The sequence below is a fragment of the Parapedobacter lycopersici genome, assembly GCF_040395035.1.
Taxonomy (GTDB): domain Bacteria; phylum Bacteroidota; class Bacteroidia; order Sphingobacteriales; family Sphingobacteriaceae; genus Parapedobacter; species Parapedobacter lycopersici_A.
In genome coordinates, this window is sequence record NZ_JBEBRB010000007.1 from 51,343 (window position 1) to 72,316 (window position 20,974).

Genomic DNA, 20,974 nt, shown 5'->3' on the forward strand with positions numbered 1-20,974 from the left:
GCATGGCAATCCGAGGGAAGCATATCCTGTTAGGTGTCTGCGGTAGTATTGCTGCATACAAGGCTGCACATTTGATCCGTCTATTGATAAAAGGTGGAGCATCTGTACAGGTAGTTATGACTCCGGACGCCACCGATTTCATTACCCCATTGACTTTATCCACACTTTCGGGAAATCCGGTATTAACCACTTATGCCGATCGGAAACGTGGTACATGGAATAATCATGTGCAGCTTGCGCTTCAGGCAGATGCTATCGTCGTAGCCCCTGCGAGTGCCAATACGCTGGCGAAGTTTGCCAATGGCATCTGTGATAACCTATTGTGCGCTGTATACCTATCCGCAAAAAGTCCGGTTTTTCTGGCACCGGCAATGGATCTGGATATGTGGGCACACCCCGCGACCAAAAACAACATTTCCCGTCTACAACAGGCCGGGAATCTCGTTATTCCACCGGGCGACGGTCCGTTGGCCAGCGGACTGTCCGGCGAGGGCCGTCTTGCTGAACCGGAAGATATTTTGGCGTTTCTAGCGGATCATTTTAATGAATCCCGCCCCTTGAACGGAAAGAAAGCATTGGTTACCGCCGGACCAACCCACGAGGCAATTGATCCCGTGCGCTATATAGGAAATCATTCATCAGGTAAAATGGGTTATGCCCTGGCCACTGAACTCGTGCGGCTCGGGGCCTCAGTTACCTTGATCAGCGGTCCTTCTGAGCTACCAAAACCAAATGGACTTGCTAATTTTCTCCCGGTTACGTCAGCTGCTGAAATGCTGGAACAGTGTGTGGCCAATTTCAACGAGGCAGATATTACTGTTATGAGTGCCGCTGTGGCTGACTATACACCCAAGGTTACTGCTACGCAAAAAATCAAAAAAGCATCGGATGAGCTTAACATTGCGCTCAAAAAGACGGCAGACATCCTGGGGGTACTTGGTTCACAAAAAAAAACGTCGCAGATACTCGTTGGTTTTGCGCTCGAAACCCACGACGAGCAGGCGAACGCCATTATAAAGCTGCAAAAGAAAAATCTCGATTTCATTGCACTGAATTCCATGCAGGATAAAGGTGCCGGATTTGCCGGGGACAATAACAAGGTTACCCTTATTCACCGGTCAGGAACAATTGAAACACTTGACCTTAAACCAAAATCTGAAGTCGCCCGCGATATCTGTTCCCGGATTATTGCTTTATTACCATAGTGCACGGTTGTATCAAACGTCGAGCGCTAGCCTCGTTTACCTCTCCTTTCCTTTTAATAGAAAATACTGATATACAACATTTTAAGTAAAAATATTATACCTAAGCTCCTGTTCTTTTTTTAATTTTTTTCAGCGATATTTTTAAAAACAGTTTTTTGGCATTCTTTTCGCTAAAGGAAAGGTAGGTTTAGGTTGATAGCCCCGATCCCCATTGGGGCGGCCGCCCATCTCAGATGGGCGGTTTTTTTTATTCCTGGAGAAACAATATCCGCGTCGATGCTTCCGACTATTTTTTGACGTGACCAGAAGGATATATGGAGGTCCTCACCGCTAATTATACAGGCGGAAAATTACAAGTCAGACGGGACGAAGTCCGGATGGATCGTTTCCTTTCGGTTTAAAATTGATTAGATTAGTCCCGTCAGCCAAGCAGGATACACGCCCAGTATGAGCGTGATCAGCACAGCGATCCATAGCACTGCGCTATAATAACCCGACACAGCAATCCGATCACGGTCAAGTGGTCGGAAATACATGGCCACAATAACGCGGAAATAGTAAAAGATACCCATTGCAGCATTAATTACTGCCAGGATGACCAATAATACCTGATAGTCCGCCAATACGCTGGAGAACATCATGAATTTACCTACAAACCCGGCAGTGAGGGGGATGCCTGCCAGCGAAAGCATGGCAATGGTAAGTGCAAGGGCCAAATACGGATTTTTTCTGGCCAGACCATTGAAGGCTTCGAAATGATCGCTTCCGGTCGCACGCTTTACCAAAATCAACGTGCCAAAAGCAACGACAGTAGCGAATGAGTATGCTGTTGCATAAATCAGCACCGATTCAGCAGAGGCCGTCCCCATTCCAACGATGGCAAAGAGCAGATAACCAGCATGTGAAATACTGGAATATGCCAGCATCCGTTTGAAACTTTGTTGCACCAATGCGGTAATATTTCCGACAAATAGTGTAATTACCGTGATAACCAGTAGTGCCGGCATCCAAAAATCCTGCAAAGGCGCAAAACAGAAATAAAAGAGTCGTAGAAACCCGGCAAATGCCGCTGTTTTCACTACGGTGCTCATAAACGTTGTGATCAATATCGGAGCCCCATCGTATACATCGGGTGTCCAAAAATGGAATGGCGCCGCCCCCACTTTAAAAATGAGTCCGATCAACACCAGTAAAATACCAGCGTAGAAAAGTGGCGATATCGCTTGCGGGTTGCTCACCACATACTGTTTAATCTGTGCCAGGTCAAATGACCCGCTCGCCCCGTAGAGCAACGCAATGCCAAACAGCAGGAACCCTGTGGAAAACGCTCCCATAAGGAAGTATTTCAAGGCAGCCTCATTGGACGCAAAGTCTCTCTTGCGGATACCGGCCAGGATATACAATGCCACGGACATGATCTCAATACCGATGAACAACATGGCCAAGTTGTGGAATGAGGTAACCAGCGATGCTCCAGTTAGTGAAAACAGGAGAAGTGCATAATACTCGGCCACATGCGGACTACGCTGGTCAAAGTAATCCTTTGAAAGTAGAAAGACCAATGCGGTGATTACAATACAGAGTACTGAAAAAGCAATGGCAAAGGGATCGAATAAAACCATTCCGCTATATAGCGGTTTCGCTGCCTGGTCCCAACCGGCGATATTAAGCCCTGCCGCTGCAACAAGCCCAAGCAATGATACCGGGAGCAGCGCTGTTTTAGCCTTAAACAGCCCCAGGTATAATAGTAAGATGGCTAATAACGAAAGCGTAATAATCGCACTCATATTTGTTATTGTCTTATTCCCCCGTAATGAAAACCTATAGGGGTTTTCTTATTTCAATATAACCCTACTTAATTTATTTCTCTCTTTGCAATACTCGTCCCGCTACCCAATTATCGGTTAGCGGTTTGGCCTATTCCGTTAATCAGGTTGGTAACAGCAGCCTCAGAGAGGTTAAGCAAAGGTTTTGGATAAACACCAATGCCAACAACGAGAACGACCACTGCAGCCAAAACAAGCCACTCCGTACGTGTAATATCGACAAATCCGGCTGTCTGCTCGTTTACCTCACCTAACATTACTTTCTGATACAACCGCAATAGGTATACAGCCCCAAAAATCAAAGTCAGCCCACCGAACACAGCGTACCATAATCCATATTCATAAATTCCCATTAATAACAGGAACTCTCCTATGAAGCCATTGGTTAACGGAAGACCTACAGCGCCCATTACAATGACCAAAAAGGCAATTGCCAAGGCAGGAGCCGGTTTGGCTATACCGCCCATTAGCGTAATATCGCGACTTCCAACACGCCTTTCAACAATATCCAGTACAAAAAACAATCCGACCACACTGATGCCATGATTGACCATTTGAATAATCGCTCCCTGAACACCCTGTATATTCCAAGCAAAAACACCTGCCCCAATTAAACCAACGTGCGCAATAGATGAGTAAGCAATCAGGCGTTTAGCGTCACGCTGCTTGAATGCGATGATGGATGCATACACCACGCCAATAATACACAGTACGAGTGCTAACTGGCCGTATGCAGCAAAGCCAAGTGGAGCAATGGGGATTAACCAACGTATCAGTCCATACACTCCCATTTTTAACATAATACCTGACAGTAACATTGTTCCTGCAGTGGGCGCATTTGTATAGGTATCCGGTTGCCAAGTGTGAAAAGGAAAAATCGGCATCTTTATCGCAAATGCAATAAAAAAAGCCCAGAAGACCCAACGCTGTACTCCGGATTCTAATCCCAGCTGATAAAATGACGTTAACTCATAATCATTTGCGGGCGTCTGAAGATGCAGGTAAATAATTGCCGTAAGCATGAGCAGGCTTCCGAAAAATGTATAAATGAAAAATTTCAGGTTTATCCGTATCCGATCTTCCCCACCCCATAGTGCACAAATGAAATAAATCGGAATCAATGCGATTTCCCAGCCTACATAAAACACAAAAGCATCGAGTGCAGTGAATACCAGCAGCAACCCAGCTTGCATAAAAAGTACTAGGGCATAAAAATTACTCTTATATGAGTGGCTAAATGCTGATAAAATAATTAGTGGTACCAATACATTAGTGAGTAGCACCAACGGCAGGCTAATCCCATCAACACCAAGATGAAAATGAATGCCTAAAGAAGGGATCCAATCAAAGCGTTGTACAAACTGCATGCTGGCATCTGGTACAAAACGAGTCAAAAGAGATACAGTGAGCCCCAGGGACACCAGTGAAACAATCAAGGCAAGTTGCTTGGCTGCCTTTTCGTGCTGCACAAAGACCAAGGCCAAGGCGCCTAGTACCGGAAGTAATAAAAGTATGAATAGATTGTCCATGTACGCAATAATTTCCCCGTAATTAAAGGTTAAAAAAACCATAGGCCAATAGCGCCACTGCAGCAATGACCATCATAAAGATATAAAACCCGACATTGCCGCTTTGCAGTAGCCGTAGGCCTTTACCCGTTTCGCCAATTGTCTTATCGAGCCCGTTTACCAGTCCATCAATGCCCCCCTTGTCCGTAAAACGGTAAAAGAAAACGGATAAGCCATTCAACGGACGAACGATAAGCCTGTCGTACAGTTCATCGACATAAAACTTATGATAAGAGAGCCGGGAAAGTACCCCACGGGGTGCTTCATCAGCTGTCGGCACTGCAGCATTACTAACGTATTTCCGATACGCCACAACGGCCATCACAATAGCGCCGATTGCCGAAATACCCATGAGCAAATATTCAGTACTATGAGCCAAATGGAACGCTTCCGACCGTGCCGCAGAGTCTGCAAATACTGGAGATAAGAATTCAGCTAGGGCGTGACCACCACCTAGTGCAGCAGGAACATTCAGCAGTCCACCGATCACTGAAAGCACGGCCAGGACGATCAACGGTATTGTCATGGTTACTGGTGACTCATGCACGTGATTTGCCTGTTCAGCTGAACCCCTGAATTTTCCAAAAAAAGTCAGAAATAGCATTCTAAACATATAAAATGCAGTAAATAAAGCACCTATAAAGCCCAATATCCACAATAATTTATTTGTGGCAAATGCATGCGCCAGAATCTCATCCTTGGAGAAAAATCCCGAGAGCGGCGGGATACCGGCTATGGCAATTGTCCCCATCAACATCGTAAGGTATGTTATAGGCAACTGTTTCCGGAGTCCACCCATATTCCGCATATCCTGTTCATTGCTCATCGCATGAATCACTGATCCAGCGCCGAGAAACAATAGTCCTTTAAAAAAGGCGTGCGTGATGACGTGGAAAAATGCACCGGTAAACGCTCCCACACCCAACCCCAGGAACATGTAGCCCAATTGAGAAACGGTAGAGTAAGCCAGTACTTTCTTGATGTCATTCTGAGTTATTGCGATCGCCGCCGCCAGTAACGCTGTACACAGGCCTATGGCCGCAACAATTTGCAGGGTTATCGGAGAAAGCGTAAATAAGATATTGGATCTGGCGATCATATAAATACCTGCAGTTACCATAGTCGCAGCGTGTATCAGCGCGGACACCGGTGTGGGTCCGGCCATCGCATCAGGCAACCAGGTGAACAAAGGAATTTGAGCCGATTTACCAGTTGCAGCAATAAACAGCAGCAAGGTAATGAGCAGTAAGGTAGCGTCACCAGTCATCATACCAGCGGCCTGGGGGAATATTTGTGAAAATTCCAGCGTTCCGAAAGTAGCGAAAATGAGAAATACTGCGATGAGGAAACCCAAATCGCCGATTCGGTTCATAACGAAGGCCTTCTTAGCTGCGCCTGCATAAGCGGTGTTGGTAAACCAAAAGCCAATAAGCAGGTATGAACAAAGCCCGACGCCTTCCCACCCGATAAACATAACCACGTAATTGGAACCCAGTACGAGAAGTAGCATAAAGAAGATAAACAAATTGAGGAAAGCAAAGAATTTTGCAAACCCCGCATCGTGTTTCATATAGCCAATCGAATATACATGGATCAGGAAGCCTATCCCCGTCACAATGAGCAACATGATTGCGCTCAATGGATCCACCAGAAAGGACATGGAAACACGAAGGTCTCCCGCTCCAATCCATTGAAATATAGGCTGAATAAAGGTCGCCGTTTCTCCTGCCTGACGTGCAGCGTATACGGACGAAAACACTCCGCAGCTTAGTAAAAACGCAGCTAGTACCACTCCGCTCCCGATTGCACCAACCAATGATTTTGGCAATACGTTCCTTGCCAATCCATTGATCAGAAAACCAACCAGTGGTAACAAGGGAATTAACCAAATTAAATCTATCATGTTTATGAATATATTTTCCGTTTATCTCCGTAAGTATCCTGTATCCGACAATTCGCCCCCAGGCGATATACCTTGCCAAAGCGCGGCAAATGCCTTATCATCCCCGCAAGCGGTTCAAGGCATTAATATCCACTGACCGCGTATTGCGGTATACCATCACGATAATTGCCAGCCCCACCGCTACTTCGGCTGCCGCAAGCGCCATGATAAAAAACACAAAAACCTGCCCTGCAGGATCTCCGCTATGTGCAGAAAAAGCGGTAAGCAGCAAGTTTACCGAATTCAGCATCAACTCAATGGACATCATAATAATGATGACATTTCTGCGGATCAGCACACCGATAACACCGATGGTGAAGATAATGCTGCAGAATAAAATGTAATGGTTAAGCGGAACTCCCTGGATATTTTCTACAATCGTCTCCATTTATGCTTTTTTAGGTTCGTTTTTGGCCAGCAACACCGCGCCCACCATGGCAGTCAATAGTAAAATCGATGAAATCTCAAACGGCAAAAGAAAGTCGCTGAACAACACTTTGCCCAAATTTCCGACGAGCCCAATATCCGGGTTTTTCATGACGATGGGTTGGGAAATTTCCAATACGCGGAGTGACCCGCCTACCGTAAGCAATAGGCATGCACCGGCAATTACACCCATTAATTTCACCAAGTTGGACTTCAGCGGTTCTGTATCCTTATTTAAGTTGAGCAGCATCAGCACGAATAAGAAGAGCACCATGATGGCGCCCATATACACGATGAAATTAACTACGGCAAGGAACTGCGCATTCAATAGAATGTAGTGCACTGTAAATGTAAAGAAGGTAATGACCAAATACAGCACGCTATGTACCGGATTTTTAGTAAAAATGGTCATTAAGGCAAAAAATACGGATAAAAAAGCTACAAAATAAAAAACGCTCATGGTATTTATTAGGCTAAACAGTTAGGTTGTCGTTTCCCCTTCTTTTATAAAATCAAACCGGGGTTCTACCAGTTTATCTTTACCGTAAATAAAATCCTTACGCAGGTAGTCTGCGGTTACGTGTTCACCATCCAGGTAAATCGCTTCCTTGGGACATGCCTCTTCACAGAGCCCACAGAATATACAGCGCAGCATGTTGATTTCATAGACTGCGGCGTACTTCTCTTCCCGATAAAGGTGTTCTTCGCCTTTCTGACGCTCAGCAGAGATCATGCTGATGGCTTCCGCCGGGCAGGAAAGTGCACATAAGCCACATGCCGTACAGCGTTCACGTCCCTGTTCGTCGCGTTTTAATGAATGCTGCCCCCTGAAATTCTTGGAATATGGACGCTTCACTTCCGGATAGCGTACCGTAGGTATCCGCTTAAAAAAGTGCTTGATGGTAATGGAGAGCCCCTGAAAAATGGCCGGGAGGTAAATTCGCTCCCAGAAGTTCATGGGCTTCTGTTCCAGTACTTTCTTCCTATTGCTTAGCGATTGCATTTTATCTCTCTTTATTGCTGCGTTCCGCTATCTTTTCAGTAAGCAGAATTCACGCCGCCAAATTTCTTAAAAAAAAGTATCTTTTATAATAGTAATGACACCTGTCAGTACAATATTGGCAATGGCCAATGGGATAAGCATTTTCCAGCCAAGATTCATCAACTGATCATAGCGGAAACGCGGAAGCGTCCACCGTATCCACATGAAGAAAAAGATGAATGCAAATATCTTGACAAAGAATACAATAACGCCAATAATTGTAATCCAATTCTGGGAAAGTCCCAGATCATACATAAAAGGAAAGTTATAGCCGCCGAAATAGAGCGCCGACATCAATGCCGACGACACAAACATATTGATGTATTCGGAAAACATATACAACCCCAGTTTCATGGATGAATACTCTACGTTGTATCCACCGATCAATTCGGTTTCACATTCGGGTAAATCAAAGGGTACGCGGTTACATTCTGCAAAGGCACAGACCAGGAAAATCAGGAATCCAAGGGGCTGCACCCATATATTCCAATTGACAAAACCCGACTGCTGTGCTACAATTTCTCTTAATGAAAGTGATTGCGTTACCATAAGCAGGGCAATTAATGACAGGCCCATTGCCAGCTCGTAACTAATACTTTGCGAGGCCGCACGTACGGCTCCCATAAGTGAAAATTTATTGTTGGAAGCCCATCCGCCCAGCATAATACCATACACGCCTAATGCAACAACACCAAATATGTATAAAACACCCACATTAATGTCAGCCACCTGCAACTCAATAACCCGGTCACCAATCGTTAATGACTGACCCCAGGGAATCACAGCACTTCCGATACACGCCGTAATAATAGCAATTGTAGGTCCCAGAATGAACAGCGGCTTATGGGCCCCTGCCGGAATAATCTCCTCCTTGAAGAAAAACTTGCCTCCGTCACATAGGGGTTGCAGGATGCCAAAAGGCCCTGCGCGGTCCGGACCGAAGCGATCTTGCATAAAGCCCGCCACTTTACGCTCAGCCAACGTAGAGTACATGGCAACGACAAGGGAGATGACAAATACAATGGTCACCAACACAAATTTTTCAATCACAAAAGTTAATTCCATAAACTATTCATATTGACATGAAATGCACGCCATCAATCGGCATCTTCAAGTCAGCTCTTTTTCTTCATTGGTCCGCCTCCCGAAGTCACCTCCTACGGCAGCAGTCGGTCTGCCCGTTCAAACTGTTCTTTATTTGCCTCCTGTAACGCCAGATTCTTTTTGACCACAGCCGGTGGACGCAGCTGTTCGTAATGATTGGCCGAAATGACGGAAGTATGCTTTATCTTACGCGGTCCCTCAATCACCCAGTCGGACGTAGCCTTCTGCTCAAAACGGCAGGTATTGCATATAAATTCTTCCACCTCTCCATATTCGTCCTTCCGCGCAGTTACACGCAACACCTCTTCCCCCTTATACCACAGTGTTACTTTTCCGCTACAAGTGGGGCAATCGCGATGTGCATCAACCGGTTTTGTAAACCAAACGCGGTTCTTGAAACGGAAAGTCTTGTCTGTTAGTGCACCTACAGGGCAGACATCGATAACGTTTCCCGAGAAATCATTATCAATGGCATTCTTAATATAAGTCGAGATCTCAGCAGCATCACCCCGCCCCAGAATACCATGTACCCGTTGTGGGGTAAGCTGATCGGCCACAAACACACAACGATAACACAGAATGCATCTTGTCATGTGCAGTTGCACTTTATCTCCAATGTCTATTTTGTCAAAAGTACGCCGTTCAAATTCATAGCGGGTTCCCTCCAGTCCATGTTCATACCCCAGATCCTGTAAATGGCATTCTCCGGCTTGATCACAAATGGGACAGTCAAGCGGGTGGTTGATTAACAACATTTCCACGACCCCGCGACGGGCTTCAATTACCTCCGGCGAGGTGATATTCTGCACTTCCATGCCATCCATTACCGTGGTTCTGCACGAAGCTACCAGTTTGGGCATGGGACGGGGATCCTTTTCTGATCCTTTATTCACTTTTACCAAGCATGTACGACATTTCCCTCCACTGCCTTCCAATTTGGAATAGTAACACATAGCAGGAGGCACAATATCGCCGCCGATCTGGCGGGCAGCATTCAGAATTGTTGTACCTGGAGGTACTTCTACCGGAATACCATCTATGCTTACCTTAAACTTTATATCCTCAGCCATGTTCTTAGCTTTTAACGATTTGCCTAGCCAACCGGTTCGGCTAATATTCTCTCGTCCTATTTAATCCTTATACCACAGGTTCAAGCGGGTCGGCATAATTGGCCAAACCATAATTGCGCTGCCGGGCTTCCGCACCATTCGTTATATGCCATTCAAATTCATCCCTGAAATGCCGGATAGCACTGGCTACAGGCCATGCTGCGGCGTCCCCAAGCGGGCATATTGTATTACCTTCGATATTTTTAGCCACATTAACCAGTAAATCGATATCACTGAAAGATCCGTGGCCATGTTCAATTTTATGCAGCACCTTTTCCATCCAGCCTGTCCCTTCTCGGCATGGCGAACATTGTCCGCAGCTTTCGTGATGATAAAACCGCGTAAAGTTCCAAGTGTTACGCACAATACACTGATCTTCGTCAAAAGCGATAAAGCCGCCCGAACCAAGCATAGTGCCGCTTTGAAAACCACCATCAGCAAGTGACTCATATGTCATCAGCCGCGATTCACCTTTCAATGTCTTCAAGATCAGGTTAGCCGGCAAAATGGGAACCGAAGAACCACCGGCTACCACGGCTTTAAGGCGTTTGCCATTGGCGATACCGCCGCAGTATTCATCAGAATATAAAAACTCCTCAACCGAAAGCCCCAGCTCAATTTCATATACCCCTGAGTTTTTAACGTTTCCACCCGCAGAAATGAGTTTGGTGCCGGTACTACGCTCCACTCCGATTTTGGCATATTCTTCACCGCCATCATTAATAATGGGCACGGTAGCGGCAATTGATTCCACATTGTTTACAACAGTTGGGCAATTATAAAGGCCTGATACCGCCGGGAAGGGTGGTTTTATCCGCGGGTTACCCCGTTTGCCCTCAAGCGATTCCAACAACGCAGTTTCTTCACCACAGATATAAGCGCCGCCGCCAGGTTGTACAAAAAGTTCCAGATCGAAGCCCGAGCCCAGAATGTTTTTACCCAGAAAGCCCGCCTGCTTTGCCTCCGCAATCGCCTTTTCGAGAATGCGGATTTGAGGCATCATCTCTCCACGCACATAAATGTAAGAGGTATTTGCTCCCAGCGCATAACTGGAAACGATCATCCCCTCAATCAGCGCATGCGGAATATGCGTCATCAGGTAGCGGTCCTTAAATGTGCCAGGTTCAGATTCATCACCATTGCACACCAAGTAGCGGGGCACCCCCTCCGGCTTGGCTAAAAAACTCCATTTCATTCCCGTTGGGAAACCTGCTCCGCCCCGTCCGCGCAAACCCGATTTTTTCACTTCCTCCAGCACATCGTCGGGTGTAAGCGTTTTCAGTGCTTTTTCAACCGCACGATACCCTCCCTTTTGGCGGTACACCTCGAAGGTGTTGATGCCCGGGACATCGATATGCGTCAGTAATAACTTACGAGCCATAATAATTAGCTATCCGCGTCCAGCTTTGCGCCTTCTGCTTTTTTTCTAAGTTCGTTGATCAATTCATCCACACCTTCCGCTGTGAGGTTTTCGTAGAATGTATACTCCGGCCCTATCTGCAATACCGGACCGTATCCGCATGCAGCCAGACATTCCACACCGCGCCAGCTAAATAATCCATCCGCTGTCACTTCCCCTTCTTTTACACCCAGTTTTTCTTCGAGATGCGTCATGATTCGCTCGGCACCTACTAGACAACACGGCCCTGTACGGCATACCTCTAAATTGAATCTACCTCTTGGCTGTAAGAAAAACATGGTATAGAATGTAGCCACCTCATACACTTCGATGGGATCCAGGTGGAGGTATTCGGCCACCTTATCCATAGCTGGTACACTGAGCCAGCCAAATTTAGCCTGTACTTCATGTAACAGGGGTAGCAAGGCCGATTTTTGCCGTCCTTCCGGATAACGCCTGACGATCTCGGCAAATTTGCCAAGCATATCTTCCGTAAAAGTCACGGATTCATTATGTTTCACACTAAGCATCCAGTTCTCCTGCTATAACATTTAAACTACTCATATTAATGATGGCATCTGAAAGCAGCATGCCACTGCTCATTGGCGCATACATCTGGTAATTGATAAAAGATGGCCGACGAAAATGCAGCCGGTATGGCGATCGGCCTCCATCGCTGATCAGGTAAAAACCAAGCTCGCCGTTGCCTCCCTCTACACAATGATAAACCTCAGTTTTTGGCGTATCAATCTCACCCATTACAATTTTGAAATGATAGATCAATGCTTCCATGTTATTATATACCTGTTCTTTAGGCGGCAGATAAAACGCAGGCACGTCGGCATGAAAAATACCCTTAGGCTCTTTTTCAATTTTATCCATGGCCTGCTCAATGATCTTCAGGCTTTCCCACATTTCATTATTACGCACCAAAAACCGATCATATACGTCTCCTTTGGTTCCCACTGGGATATCAAAGTCAAATTCATCATAGGAAGAGTATGGCTCGTTCACCCGTACATCGTAATCTACCCCGGTCGCACGCAATATTGGACCACTCCAGCTGTAGCTCAGAGCCGTTTCAGGATCTACGGCAGCCACGTCTGCGGTACGTTCGATGAATATGCGGTTGCGGTTAAACAACTCTTCAAATTCCTTAAGCACGGGAGGGAATCGTTTCAGGAATTCCCTGATCTTGGCGAATGCAGTTTCATTAAAGTCGCGTTCGAACCCTCCGATTCGACCGATATTAGTGGTCAGTCGCGCACCGCAGATTTCCTCAAAAATCTCATAAATAAATTCCCTTTCCTGCATTACATAGAGGAATCCGGAAAACGCACCCGTGTCTACCCCCAAAATGCCGTTGCAAATAATGTGGTCAGCGATACGCGATAACTCCATGACAATAACACGCATGTATTGCACTCTTTTGGGCAATTCAATATCGAGCAGCTTCTCAACGGTCATGTGCCACCCCATATTATTAATTGGCGACGAACAATAGTTCAGTCGGTCTGTCAGCGGTGTTATTTGATAATAAGGACGGTGTTCAGCAATTTTCTCAAAAGCGCGGTGAATGTAACCGATGGTAGACACGCCGCTCACAATGCGTTCACCGTCTACCTGCAGCACATTCTGGAATACCCCGTGCGTCGCCGGGTGCGTAGGTCCGAGGTTGAGCGTAAACAGTTCGTCCTGCGGATCGTTGTCGGTATAAACCAACTTATTTGGGGTTATCTTCGAAATCGAATCGCTCATAATACACCTTATCTTCCAAAGAAATAATCTTTCTTATCTACCTTATTAGGGTCCTCCAATGGATATTCCTTACGCATCGGAAACACCTCCATGTCATCAACATTCAATATCCGCCTAAGGTCTGGGTGACCAATGAACTGTATCCCATAAAAATCATAGGTTTCTCTTTCCATCCAGTTGGCCCCATTCCAAAGCACCGTGGCGGTGGGGATAGCCGGGTAGTTTCCATCAAGAAAAACCTTAATCCGGATACGAATGTTATTGACCAGGCTGTGCACGTGATACACCACGGCAAACTCCTTTTCCAGTTCAGGGTAATGCACCGCCGTAATATCAGTAAGGTAACCAAACAACAGATTACTGTCCGTTTTCAAAAACTCAAGGACCTCCAAAATATGTGTCGTATCCGTTTCAATGGTTAGCAGTCCGTAGGGTTCACTCACTTGCTGAATATGATCAGCAAACTCGGCTTGAAGATATTGAAGTACAGTTTGGTTGTCGAGCTTAGCCATTGGTTTGTATTCCGTATTTTTCAAGTAAAGCCTTGTACTCCGGCGAATTCCGTCTATTTAACGGTTCATTCTTTACGATCTCCTGCAGCCGAATCACACCATCGAGAATGGCCTCCGGCCTCGGCGGACATCCAGGCACATATACGTCCACTGGAATCACTTCATCGATACCCTGTAGAACTGAATACGTATCAAATATACCCCCACTCGAAGCACACGCACCTACAGCAATCACCCAGCGGGGCTCGGCCATCTGTATATACACCTGACGCAATACCGGAGCCATTTTCTTCGCAATCGTTCCCATCACTAACAGCATATCGGCCTGGCGGGGCGAAAAACTCGGCCGCTCGGCACCAAAGCGGGCGAGGTCATAAGTAGCTCCCATGGTAGCCATAAATTCAATGCCACAGCAGGAAGTTGCAAAAGGCAAAGGCCACAGCGAGTTCGCCCGGGCTAAACCAATCGCCTTATCCAAGGTTGTTGCAAAAAAACCGGATCCCTGCACCCCCGGAGGGGCCTCTGCTAATTTAATGTCACTCATGCTAACTCCGCACTTTACATTCAATAAAAAAACCCACCCATTAATAATACGGGTGAGTACAAATTTACAAAATATATTGCCCGCTTACACGGCGCATTATCTTATTTAGAAACGATCTAACGAACAATCAGTCCCACTCCAGTGCCTTCCGCTTAATCACATAAATAAAGCCCAAAAGCAGCAGCGCCATAAAGACAAACATCTCAATCAACCCCGAAAGCCCGAACTCCCGGAAATTAACCGCCCAAGGATACATAAAAATGACCTCGATATCAAAAATAACGAACAGGATGGCGACCATAAAATACTTGATTGAAAACGGCTGGCGCGCATTCCCAACAACTTCTATACCCGATTCAAAGGCACCAAGCTTATTCTCTGTACGTACCTTAGGGCCAATAAGGTGAGTAATTAAAATGGTACCGATACCGAAGCCAGCTGCAACGATCAGCTGAATCAATATGGGCAAATAATCATTTGGAGTACTTAATGCTTCCGTTGCCATAATGGTCTGATTAAATTCACCGCAAACATAATACAAAATTCCGACGTCCGGAAACCGCGCCACGTAAAATTGATCTCGCTGAAATGCAAAAAAGCGCCGGAGGATAACCCCGGCGCTTTTCTTATCAATTAGTATTCAACTACTGGGCTGAGGTATCCTGAGCCGACGTAGTAGTAGAGGCCTGCTCTAAATAAGCCATCGTTTGTTTGGCGTACGCATTTTCAGGATCAAGCTTCAGGGTTTCCGTTAAGTAATCCCGCGCCTTTTGGTATTCCCCGTTTTTCGCGTTGATTGCAGCCAGGTTATTGTAAATTTCAATGAAATTATTTTTGGCTTTCTGCACTTCAGCATCGCCCTTTTCCTTCACTACCTCAATATACTTTTCAAAGTAGGGAACGGCAAGGCCCTGCGGGTTTTCGTTATCATCCAACAGGTTATTTACCCGGGCCCGGAACAGGTAAGCGTCCTGTGTAGTAGGCGCCTTTTCAATCACCACGCCTAATGCAGAATCCGCTTCTTGCAATAATTGTTGATGTGCCTCCCCGCGTTGGTCCAATGGGGTCGTTGCTACGGCATAGTAACCGGCAAACCCAAGGTAGAAGTTGTCATAAATATAGTTTCTTGAAGTCGGTGTTGACGCAGCAATCTCAAATACTTTCGCTGCGTTTGCGTATTGCTTATTGCTAAACAATTCCATACCCACATCATGCAGGTCATCCGCGATCGATGAATCTGCAGCAACCGCTTTCTTCAAGTGACTGATTCCCTCATCAAAAAGAGCCTGATCCGTTGCAGCCAATTTTAAATCGGCCATACCTAAATGCAGGTAATCCCGCGGAATAATCCGGTCAGCCTCCATCCGGCTAAACAACCTATCCAGTGCACTCTTACTTTCCTGGAACTCGCCATTCTCATAGGCCGAATAACCCAGGTAACGGAGCACTTTCGGATTCACGTCCTCCAGTTCAGCCAGTTCCCGGGCCTGCACCTGCAATTCAGTGTAATCACCTGCGAATACCAGGAAGTCGGCATAACGTATACGGGAATCAACCGAGTAGTCGGTTTTATCCATATATTGTTTGTAGAATTCCACAGCTTGCTTGTTACGGGCATTGTAATCCTCAACCGTTGTTGCTGTCTGTGCCCAAGCATGATAGGTTTCTGCCAGTTCACGGTAAGTAGGTGCGTAATCAGGCGTTTCGGAAGCAATTTTCTGCAAACCGTCTATCGCTTCCTGCCAAGCATGTGAGCCTCGGACAATAACAGCCATCTGTACCTTAGCACGGGTTAACGTATTGTCAAGCATCGTAGCATCACGATAGCTCTTATACGCCATACTATTATTTTTGAGGCCAAAATAAGCATCGCCCATGGCCAATGGGATCATGGGATCGCTGTCCTTGTCCTTAGCCTTTGCCTGTTCGAGGTATTCAACTGCCTTCTGATAATCAGGGGTTGGTGCATCAACATAAGCACGGCCAATATGATACAACTCAAGGTAATCACGGCGTTTCAGGCTCTGCGACACCTCCACAAACTTGGTATTCGCAGCATTAGCATCCCCCTTGTAAAGTGATACGATTCCCTGTCCAACAGCATTCAAACTAGTCTTTGGATCTGCCTCCAAACCTTTATTAAACACTGCCAACGCTGAATCCAAGTGAGCGTTGTGAATATATACAAGCCCTAAATAAAAATAATTCTCTCCAGCGTTGGGTTTACTTTGGACCAGTGTTTCTAACATGCCTCTGGCTTTGGCATACTGCTCCGCGTCTATTGCTTTCTTAGCTTCGTCCAGGCTCTGTGCCTGCACGGTCGTGGCCATAAAAGCAAGCGATACGCCCCACATCATTGCGCTTTTCATCATCTTCATCTTATTAATTACATTAAATAGTTACTCTGTTATTTGTTTACCGAATAATAATCTCCCTTGGCGGCAGGCTATCCGGCATTAAGCCGGACTTCAGGATAATCCGCTGTCCGGAAAGGCCGGAAAGAAATGCGGAAAAACCCATCCCCAATCCCCTGCGCGGCTCGCAATTTATCAAATAAACCGGCCTTGAAAGTGGATATAGACCTTCTGCCAAATTTGATTGCGTCGGTTTGTAATATCCGTTATCACCTGGTTCCCCGGTGCGGCCCTTGATTGCCAGTACCTTCACCCCATCTACATAACGCTGCAAGCTACTGTCGGGACGTACAATCCAGTTTATTCCCAAAACACCTATTGACTGCGGTGTTTCATAAACATGCTTCAACACATCGCTATTAGACTTCATGGCGTAGACTCCCTCACCCGGCAATGAATCCACACCTGCCAGATCCTTCAAAAACCGGACCGTACTTGAGTTCGGGTTATCAAATACCAGTCGCGTTTGCGAACCGGCCGGTCGGTTACCGCGCAAGATTTGAATAACATCATCCACTTTCATGACAGAATCAGGGGTATTCCGATTTGCAATCAGCGCAATGGCATCCGTTGCAAATTGGGCTATACGTGGCCGGAACTCCCTGGCTTCAAAGAACTTTTTCTCCTCGTCGGTGAATTGCCTGGTCAACACGATGACTTCCGCCTCCTTATTGAACAATTTTCCGACAAGCTGATTTTCCGGTCCATCGACTAACTCCACCTCAGCATAATCGTAAATATGCTCGAATACTGCCACCTGCTCCTCCATAATAGGCAACAGGCTTTCATCCACTAAAACGCGTAGCCGTCCGGTCAATATGGTCTGATCATCCTTAGAGGGTCCGCCATTGCACGAATCCAAAAACACACCAAACCCTATAATGAGCAGTAATAATAGTGATTTTTTCATAAGTATGAAAAAAAACTCCTTTTTTTCACAAAAAAGTTATTTGTTATTATCTGTTCTGCCAAAGCCGTACAAACCTGAAAAACGAATATACGATAAGCAGCAATCCAAACAATACCCGGTATGTCCGGTCAATTTGCAGGGGAAAATCCTTCCAAAAAATGATGGCAAGTCCCAATGCGAAATAAAAGCCGAACATAAAAAGTCCTAAAACAGACAGAAACCGCTTCGTGGGCGATTTCTGTCTATATTGCGGACCATCATTATGGTGATACCGTGCCAATATTACTATTGTTGAATGCTAAGTCGGATAGGCAGGGTATAAGCTACCCGTACCGGCCGGCCGTTCTGAATACCTGGACTCCATTTCGGCGCCTTCTGCAGCATTTTTATAGCCGCTTCCCCGGTGCCAAATTTCAGGTCTTTTACAACCTTCAGGTCCGTCAGACTACCGTCACGTTCCACAACAAAAGAAACCTGCACCTGTCCATTCACTCCAGCATCCATTGCTGCCTGTGGATATTGGTAATTTTTACCTACCCACTGCATAAATGCAGCCATCCCGCCAGGTGGCTCCGGATTAATCTCTACCGATTGGAAAATCTGATCGGTTGAAGTCTCCGTAACCTCAGCATCAATTTCGCCCTCACCAACCGGCAGATCAATGCGTATTTCTGCATTCGGATCGCCTTCTATTGTTTTCGATCCCGGATCAGCTAATTTCAGCTGTTCTACCGTGGGCGGTTCCTCATCCTGTACCTGCTCCGCCGGTACCACTTTCGGCTCAGGCATACGTACCTGGTCTACCCGGGGGGGAGGAGGTTCTACAGGAGGGGGAGGAGGAGGTTCCTCCTCATTTACCGGCGGTGGTTCAGAAAGTACCACTTCCGTTTCTATTATCTTTTCAACGGGCCCGCTGTCGCTCTGGATACCGAGCCATCTGGCAATCGCCGGCGCCATCAACAGCAACACAAAAGCGATCGAGGCAACGACCAACCCAATGTTTGTCGCTTTGGGGGCTATTTTCCGGAGATCATACGCTCCGTAATCTTTATTCCGCCCCTCAAACACCACATCGAGCCACTCTCTTTTAAAAATATCTAATTTAGAACCAAACATATGTGTAATATTATGTGGTGATAGTTAATTACTCATTGTATAAGCCGTCACGTTCCAACACCTCTATCTCCGCCTCACTGATTGTTCCGATCATGTATATCGGTGCTTGTACAATATTCATTTCGTCAAGGATATCCACCAGGTTACGGTGCGTAGACCGATCACTGGGGCGAATCACCACAATAAGGTCGCCTCCTGCCCGTTGGGGTATCTCCTTCAACTTTTGCAAGAGCACCGAACGGATCCCATCTTTTCCATAATCCACTACTTCCGGTCCTTCTATCGGGTTGCTGTATTCTCCCAGGTACCACTCAATCTTATTGTTGGATCCCAGCAGCAGGGTCATCGTCCGGGTATCGGCAACTTCCAGCCGATCTTCCGGATTCTCCTCGTTCTTATCCGGTAACGCCACATCCATGGCATTCGGCTTATTGATAGAGGTGGTCAACATGAAGAAGGTAATCAACAGAAACGCTAAGTCCACCATGGCGGTAAGGTCTACCCTGCCACCGGCCTTTTTACTTCTGATCTTGCCGCCTTTTTTGCCACCGCCACTATCCTGATTTAATTCTGCCATCGCGTTAAAATCTTAATTTGTTAATTTCCTCAGCTTATTCCACGGTGTTCTTCAAGCTTGTAATCAAGCTGAATTTATTCACTTTTTGGCTCTGAAGAACATCCATTACTTTCTTTATCTCTGGATACTTCTCATCGGCATCTCCCTTGATTGACACCCGCATTTCTACGTTATGCAATTCTTTGGTAGCTACCCGTGCTGAATATATCCAGTGAAACAGCTCATTGCTCAATGCTTCTGTCGAATCCACCGGAATCCCTGGCTGTAACCCGGGCTGTGTCTGGGCATTAGCATCCAAAGCGATAAGCTGCTTGAGATTACCCATAGGCACGCCGAACGTTTCCATTAAGGAAAAACGACCCCGCTCCTGCTCCGTAAAGGGCATTGCGTATTTCTCCGACATCAATTCGAGCATCCTCGCCCGCACATTCCGGTCTTTTACGCCGAAGAACACTTTACCGTCGCCGCCAACAGTAATCAATCCCAAATCGGTATCTGGAACTTTTACCTGTGTAACCGACGCCGGGGTGTCTACCGGAAGAGGTTCCGGTGCACGCGCTGTGGCTGTCAATATAAAAAACGTGAGCAACAAGAAAGACACATCGCACATGGCGGTCATATCTATCGTTGTACTGGCTCTTTTTACTTTTACCTTTGGCATCCTGGTAATTTTAATTTACTGTATACTGATACGATGCAACTTCAACGGGTTTTCCATATACCCGGCTAAAGTTTTTTATTTTCTATTTGTGGCTGGCTGCGTACGTCTGTACAATGGAGAAACCGGCCTCATCAATAGAATAGGTAAGTGTATCAATTTTCGAAGTAAAGATGTTGTAAAATACGATTGCAATTGTAGAGGTAGAAATACCTGTTGCCGTATTCACCAACGCTTCAGAGATACCGTTTGCAAGTGCTGCTGAGTCAGGAGCACCACCTGTTGCCAACGCCGCAAATGCGCGGATCATCCCCGTTACTGTACCTAACAGTCCAGTCAATGTACCAATCGATACCAAAGTAGCGATGATCGTCAGGTTCTTTTCCAACATTGGCATTTCCAATGCAGTAGCTTCTTCAATTTCCTTCTGGATGGCCAATGTTGCCTGCTCTGTATCAATTGCCGGATTAGCCGATACGTCTTTATACTTGAGCAGTCCTGACTTAATTACATTCGCAACAGAACCTTTTTGCTTGTCGCATTCTGCGATTGCGGAGTCAATATTTCCACCACCGATAAGTGATTGAATCCTGCGTACAAAGTTACCTACATTTCCATTTCCGGAAGCCCGGCTGATTACGATGAAACGCTCGATAGAGAACACCCACACCATCAGAAACAAGCCCAATAATACAGGTACAACTACACCTGCATGGTAAACCATTCCAAAATAGTTACCTGGCTTAGGTTGATTTTCGGGGTTGTTATCGATAAAGTTGTTTGGATCACCCATGATATATTTCCAAACCAAAGCCCCGATTATAAAACATATAATAATCGATAGACTTGCAAAAACATTCGAAC

The 20,974-nt window shown here is 46.2% G+C and carries 21 protein-coding genes; 1 reads left to right on the forward strand and 20 read right to left on the reverse strand.

The window, feature by feature from the left end; all coding sequences use genetic code 11:
- The first annotated feature begins 2 nt into the window (after positions 1 to 2).
- The gene (gene coaBC, locus ABWO75_RS03545; RefSeq protein WP_353182619.1) at positions 3 to 1,205 is read left to right on the forward strand and encodes a bifunctional phosphopantothenoylcysteine decarboxylase/phosphopantothenate--cysteine ligase CoaBC; all 1,203 of its coding nucleotides are present in this window, start codon (positions 3 to 5) and stop codon (positions 1,203 to 1,205) included.
- Positions 1,206 to 1,612: 407 nt separating this feature from the next.
- Here the strand turns inward: coaBC and ABWO75_RS03550 are convergent, their stop codons facing one another.
- The 20 genes from ABWO75_RS03550 to ABWO75_RS03645 form a co-directional block, all read right to left on the reverse strand.
- Positions 1,613 to 2,992 carry an NADH-quinone oxidoreductase subunit N gene (locus ABWO75_RS03550; protein WP_353182621.1) on the reverse strand — a complete coding sequence of 460 codons (1,380 nt, stop codon included), beginning with the start codon at positions 2,990 to 2,992 and terminating at the stop codon, positions 1,613 to 1,615.
- A gap of 110 nt (positions 2,993 to 3,102) precedes the next feature.
- Entirely contained in the window at positions 3,103 to 4,560 is a 1,458-nt protein-coding gene (locus ABWO75_RS03555; RefSeq protein ID WP_353182623.1) for a complex I subunit 4 family protein, read from the reverse strand.
- Positions 4,561 to 4,582: 22 nt separating this feature from the next.
- Positions 4,583 to 6,502: an NADH-quinone oxidoreductase subunit L gene (nuoL, locus tag ABWO75_RS03560; protein ID WP_353182625.1), complete on the reverse strand. Its 1,920-nt coding sequence runs from the start codon at positions 6,500 to 6,502 to the stop codon at positions 4,583 to 4,585.
- Positions 6,503 to 6,599: 97 nt separating this feature from the next.
- Positions 6,600 to 6,929: an NADH-quinone oxidoreductase subunit NuoK gene (gene nuoK, locus ABWO75_RS03565; RefSeq protein ID WP_257659209.1), complete on the reverse strand. Its 330-nt coding sequence runs from the start codon at positions 6,927 to 6,929 to the stop codon at positions 6,600 to 6,602.
- Positions 6,930 to 7,427, reverse strand: a complete 498-nt coding sequence (locus ABWO75_RS03570) for an NADH-quinone oxidoreductase subunit J family protein (protein WP_353182628.1) — start codon at positions 7,425 to 7,427, stop codon at positions 6,930 to 6,932.
- A gap of 21 nt (positions 7,428 to 7,448) precedes the next feature.
- Positions 7,449 to 7,970, reverse strand: a complete 522-nt coding sequence (locus tag ABWO75_RS03575) for a NuoI/complex I 23 kDa subunit family protein (RefSeq protein WP_353182630.1) — start codon at positions 7,968 to 7,970, stop codon at positions 7,449 to 7,451.
- Positions 7,971 to 8,036: 66 nt separating this feature from the next.
- Positions 8,037 to 9,074: an NADH-quinone oxidoreductase subunit NuoH gene (gene nuoH / locus ABWO75_RS03580; protein ID WP_353182632.1), complete on the reverse strand. Its 1,038-nt coding sequence runs from the start codon at positions 9,072 to 9,074 to the stop codon at positions 8,037 to 8,039.
- A gap of 92 nt (positions 9,075 to 9,166) precedes the next feature.
- Positions 9,167 to 10,183: an NADH-quinone oxidoreductase subunit G gene (locus ABWO75_RS03585; protein ID WP_353182634.1), complete on the reverse strand. Its 1,017-nt coding sequence runs from the start codon at positions 10,181 to 10,183 to the stop codon at positions 9,167 to 9,169.
- Between the two features lie 67 nt (positions 10,184 to 10,250).
- Positions 10,251 to 11,603, reverse strand: coding sequence for an NADH-quinone oxidoreductase subunit NuoF (gene nuoF / locus ABWO75_RS03590; RefSeq protein WP_353182636.1), 1,353 nt, complete (start codon positions 11,601 to 11,603; stop codon positions 10,251 to 10,253).
- 5 nt (positions 11,604 to 11,608) lie between these two features.
- Positions 11,609 to 12,151: an NADH-quinone oxidoreductase subunit NuoE family protein gene (locus ABWO75_RS03595; RefSeq protein ID WP_353182638.1), complete on the reverse strand. Its 543-nt coding sequence runs from the start codon at positions 12,149 to 12,151 to the stop codon at positions 11,609 to 11,611.
- Complete coding sequence (locus tag ABWO75_RS03600; protein ID WP_353182640.1) at positions 12,144 to 13,379, reverse strand: NADH-quinone oxidoreductase subunit D; 1,236 nt, start codon at positions 13,377 to 13,379, stop codon at positions 12,144 to 12,146. The genes ABWO75_RS03595 and ABWO75_RS03600 overlap by 8 nt, the downstream gene beginning before the upstream one ends.
- Positions 13,380 to 13,387: 8 nt before the next feature.
- Entirely contained in the window at positions 13,388 to 13,891 is a 504-nt protein-coding gene (locus ABWO75_RS03605) for an NADH-quinone oxidoreductase subunit C (protein WP_353182642.1), read from the reverse strand.
- Positions 13,884 to 14,435, reverse strand: a complete 552-nt coding sequence (locus ABWO75_RS03610) for an NADH-quinone oxidoreductase subunit B (protein WP_353182644.1) — start codon at positions 14,433 to 14,435, stop codon at positions 13,884 to 13,886. The genes ABWO75_RS03605 and ABWO75_RS03610 overlap by 8 nt, the downstream gene beginning before the upstream one ends.
- A 127-nt stretch (positions 14,436 to 14,562) precedes the next feature.
- A complete protein-coding gene (locus ABWO75_RS03615; protein ID WP_353182646.1) occupies positions 14,563 to 14,940 on the reverse strand; it encodes an NADH-quinone oxidoreductase subunit A in 378 nt (125 codons plus the stop codon).
- A 139-nt stretch (positions 14,941 to 15,079) separates the two neighbouring features.
- The gene (locus ABWO75_RS03620; RefSeq protein ID WP_353182648.1) at positions 15,080 to 16,807 is read right to left on the reverse strand and encodes a tetratricopeptide repeat protein; all 1,728 of its coding nucleotides are present in this window, start codon (positions 16,805 to 16,807) and stop codon (positions 15,080 to 15,082) included.
- Positions 16,808 to 16,850: 43 nt separating this feature from the next.
- Positions 16,851 to 17,759: a PstS family phosphate ABC transporter substrate-binding protein gene (locus tag ABWO75_RS03625; RefSeq protein WP_353182650.1), complete on the reverse strand. Its 909-nt coding sequence runs from the start codon at positions 17,757 to 17,759 to the stop codon at positions 16,851 to 16,853.
- 285 nt (positions 17,760 to 18,044) lie between these two features.
- Complete coding sequence (locus tag ABWO75_RS03630; protein WP_353182652.1) at positions 18,045 to 18,875, reverse strand: energy transducer TonB; 831 nt, start codon at positions 18,873 to 18,875, stop codon at positions 18,045 to 18,047.
- A 28-nt stretch (positions 18,876 to 18,903) separates the two neighbouring features.
- Positions 18,904 to 19,452, reverse strand: a complete 549-nt coding sequence (locus ABWO75_RS03635) for an ExbD/TolR family protein (protein ID WP_353182654.1) — start codon at positions 19,450 to 19,452, stop codon at positions 18,904 to 18,906.
- Positions 19,453 to 19,486: 34 nt separating this feature from the next.
- Positions 19,487 to 20,113 (reverse strand): ExbD/TolR family protein, encoded by a 627-nt coding sequence (locus ABWO75_RS03640; RefSeq protein WP_353182656.1) that lies wholly within the window; start codon positions 20,111 to 20,113, stop codon positions 19,487 to 19,489.
- Between the two features lie 82 nt (positions 20,114 to 20,195).
- Positions 20,196 to 20,974, reverse strand: a 779-nt coding sequence (locus ABWO75_RS03645) for a MotA/TolQ/ExbB proton channel family protein (RefSeq protein WP_353182658.1), incomplete at its 5' end; no start/stop codon positions are given.

What these genes read in the sequence shown, in the direction of transcription:
- ABWO75_RS03595 (WP_353182638.1), bottom strand. Translation starts at nt 12,151, where the DNA reads ATGCTTAGTGTGAAACATAATGAATCCGTGACTTTTACGGAAGATATG.
- ABWO75_RS03600 (WP_353182640.1), bottom strand. Translation starts at nt 13,379, where the DNA reads ATGAGCGATTCGATTTCGAAGATAACCCCAAATAAGTTGGTTTATACC.
- nuoF (WP_353182636.1), bottom strand. Translation starts at nt 11,603, where the DNA reads ATGGCTCGTAAGTTATTACTGACGCATATCGATGTCCCGGGCATCAAC.
- nuoK (WP_257659209.1), bottom strand. Translation starts at nt 6,929, where the DNA reads ATGGAGACGATTGTAGAAAATATCCAGGGAGTTCCGCTTAACCATTAC.
- ABWO75_RS03610 (WP_353182644.1), bottom strand. Translation starts at nt 14,435, where the DNA reads ATGAGTGACATTAAATTAGCAGAGGCCCCTCCGGGGGTGCAGGGATCC.
- ABWO75_RS03620 (WP_353182648.1), bottom strand. Translation starts at nt 16,807, where the DNA reads ATGATGAAAAGCGCAATGATGTGGGGCGTATCGCTTGCTTTTATGGCC.
- ABWO75_RS03555 (WP_353182623.1), bottom strand. Translation starts at nt 4,560, where the DNA reads ATGGACAATCTATTCATACTTTTATTACTTCCGGTACTAGGCGCCTTG.
- ABWO75_RS03630 (WP_353182652.1), bottom strand. Translation starts at nt 18,875, where the DNA reads ATGTTTGGTTCTAAATTAGATATTTTTAAAAGAGAGTGGCTCGATGTG.
- ABWO75_RS03585 (WP_353182634.1), bottom strand. Translation starts at nt 10,183, where the DNA reads ATGGCTGAGGATATAAAGTTTAAGGTAAGCATAGATGGTATTCCGGTA.
- coaBC (WP_353182619.1), top strand. Translation starts at nt 3, where the DNA reads ATGGCAATCCGAGGGAAGCATATCCTGTTAGGTGTCTGCGGTAGTATT.
- ABWO75_RS03575 (WP_353182630.1), bottom strand. Translation starts at nt 7,970, where the DNA reads ATGCAATCGCTAAGCAATAGGAAGAAAGTACTGGAACAGAAGCCCATG.
- nuoH (WP_353182632.1), bottom strand. Translation starts at nt 9,074, where the DNA reads ATGGAATTAACTTTTGTGATTGAAAAATTTGTGTTGGTGACCATTGTA.
- ABWO75_RS03615 (WP_353182646.1), bottom strand. Translation starts at nt 14,940, where the DNA reads ATGGCAACGGAAGCATTAAGTACTCCAAATGATTATTTGCCCATATTG.
- ABWO75_RS03605 (WP_353182642.1), bottom strand. Translation starts at nt 13,891, where the DNA reads ATGGCTAAGCTCGACAACCAAACTGTACTTCAATATCTTCAAGCCGAG.
- ABWO75_RS03570 (WP_353182628.1), bottom strand. Translation starts at nt 7,427, where the DNA reads ATGAGCGTTTTTTATTTTGTAGCTTTTTTATCCGTATTTTTTGCCTTA.
- nuoL (WP_353182625.1), bottom strand. Translation starts at nt 6,502, where the DNA reads ATGATAGATTTAATTTGGTTAATTCCCTTGTTACCACTGGTTGGTTTT.
- ABWO75_RS03550 (WP_353182621.1), bottom strand. Translation starts at nt 2,992, where the DNA reads ATGAGTGCGATTATTACGCTTTCGTTATTAGCCATCTTACTATTATAC.
- ABWO75_RS03625 (WP_353182650.1), bottom strand. Translation starts at nt 17,759, where the DNA reads ATGAAAAAATCACTATTATTACTGCTCATTATAGGGTTTGGTGTGTTT.
- ABWO75_RS03635 (WP_353182654.1), bottom strand. Translation starts at nt 19,452, where the DNA reads ATGGCAGAATTAAATCAGGATAGTGGCGGTGGCAAAAAAGGCGGCAAG.
- ABWO75_RS03640 (WP_353182656.1), bottom strand. Translation starts at nt 20,113, where the DNA reads ATGCCAAAGGTAAAAGTAAAAAGAGCCAGTACAACGATAGATATGACC.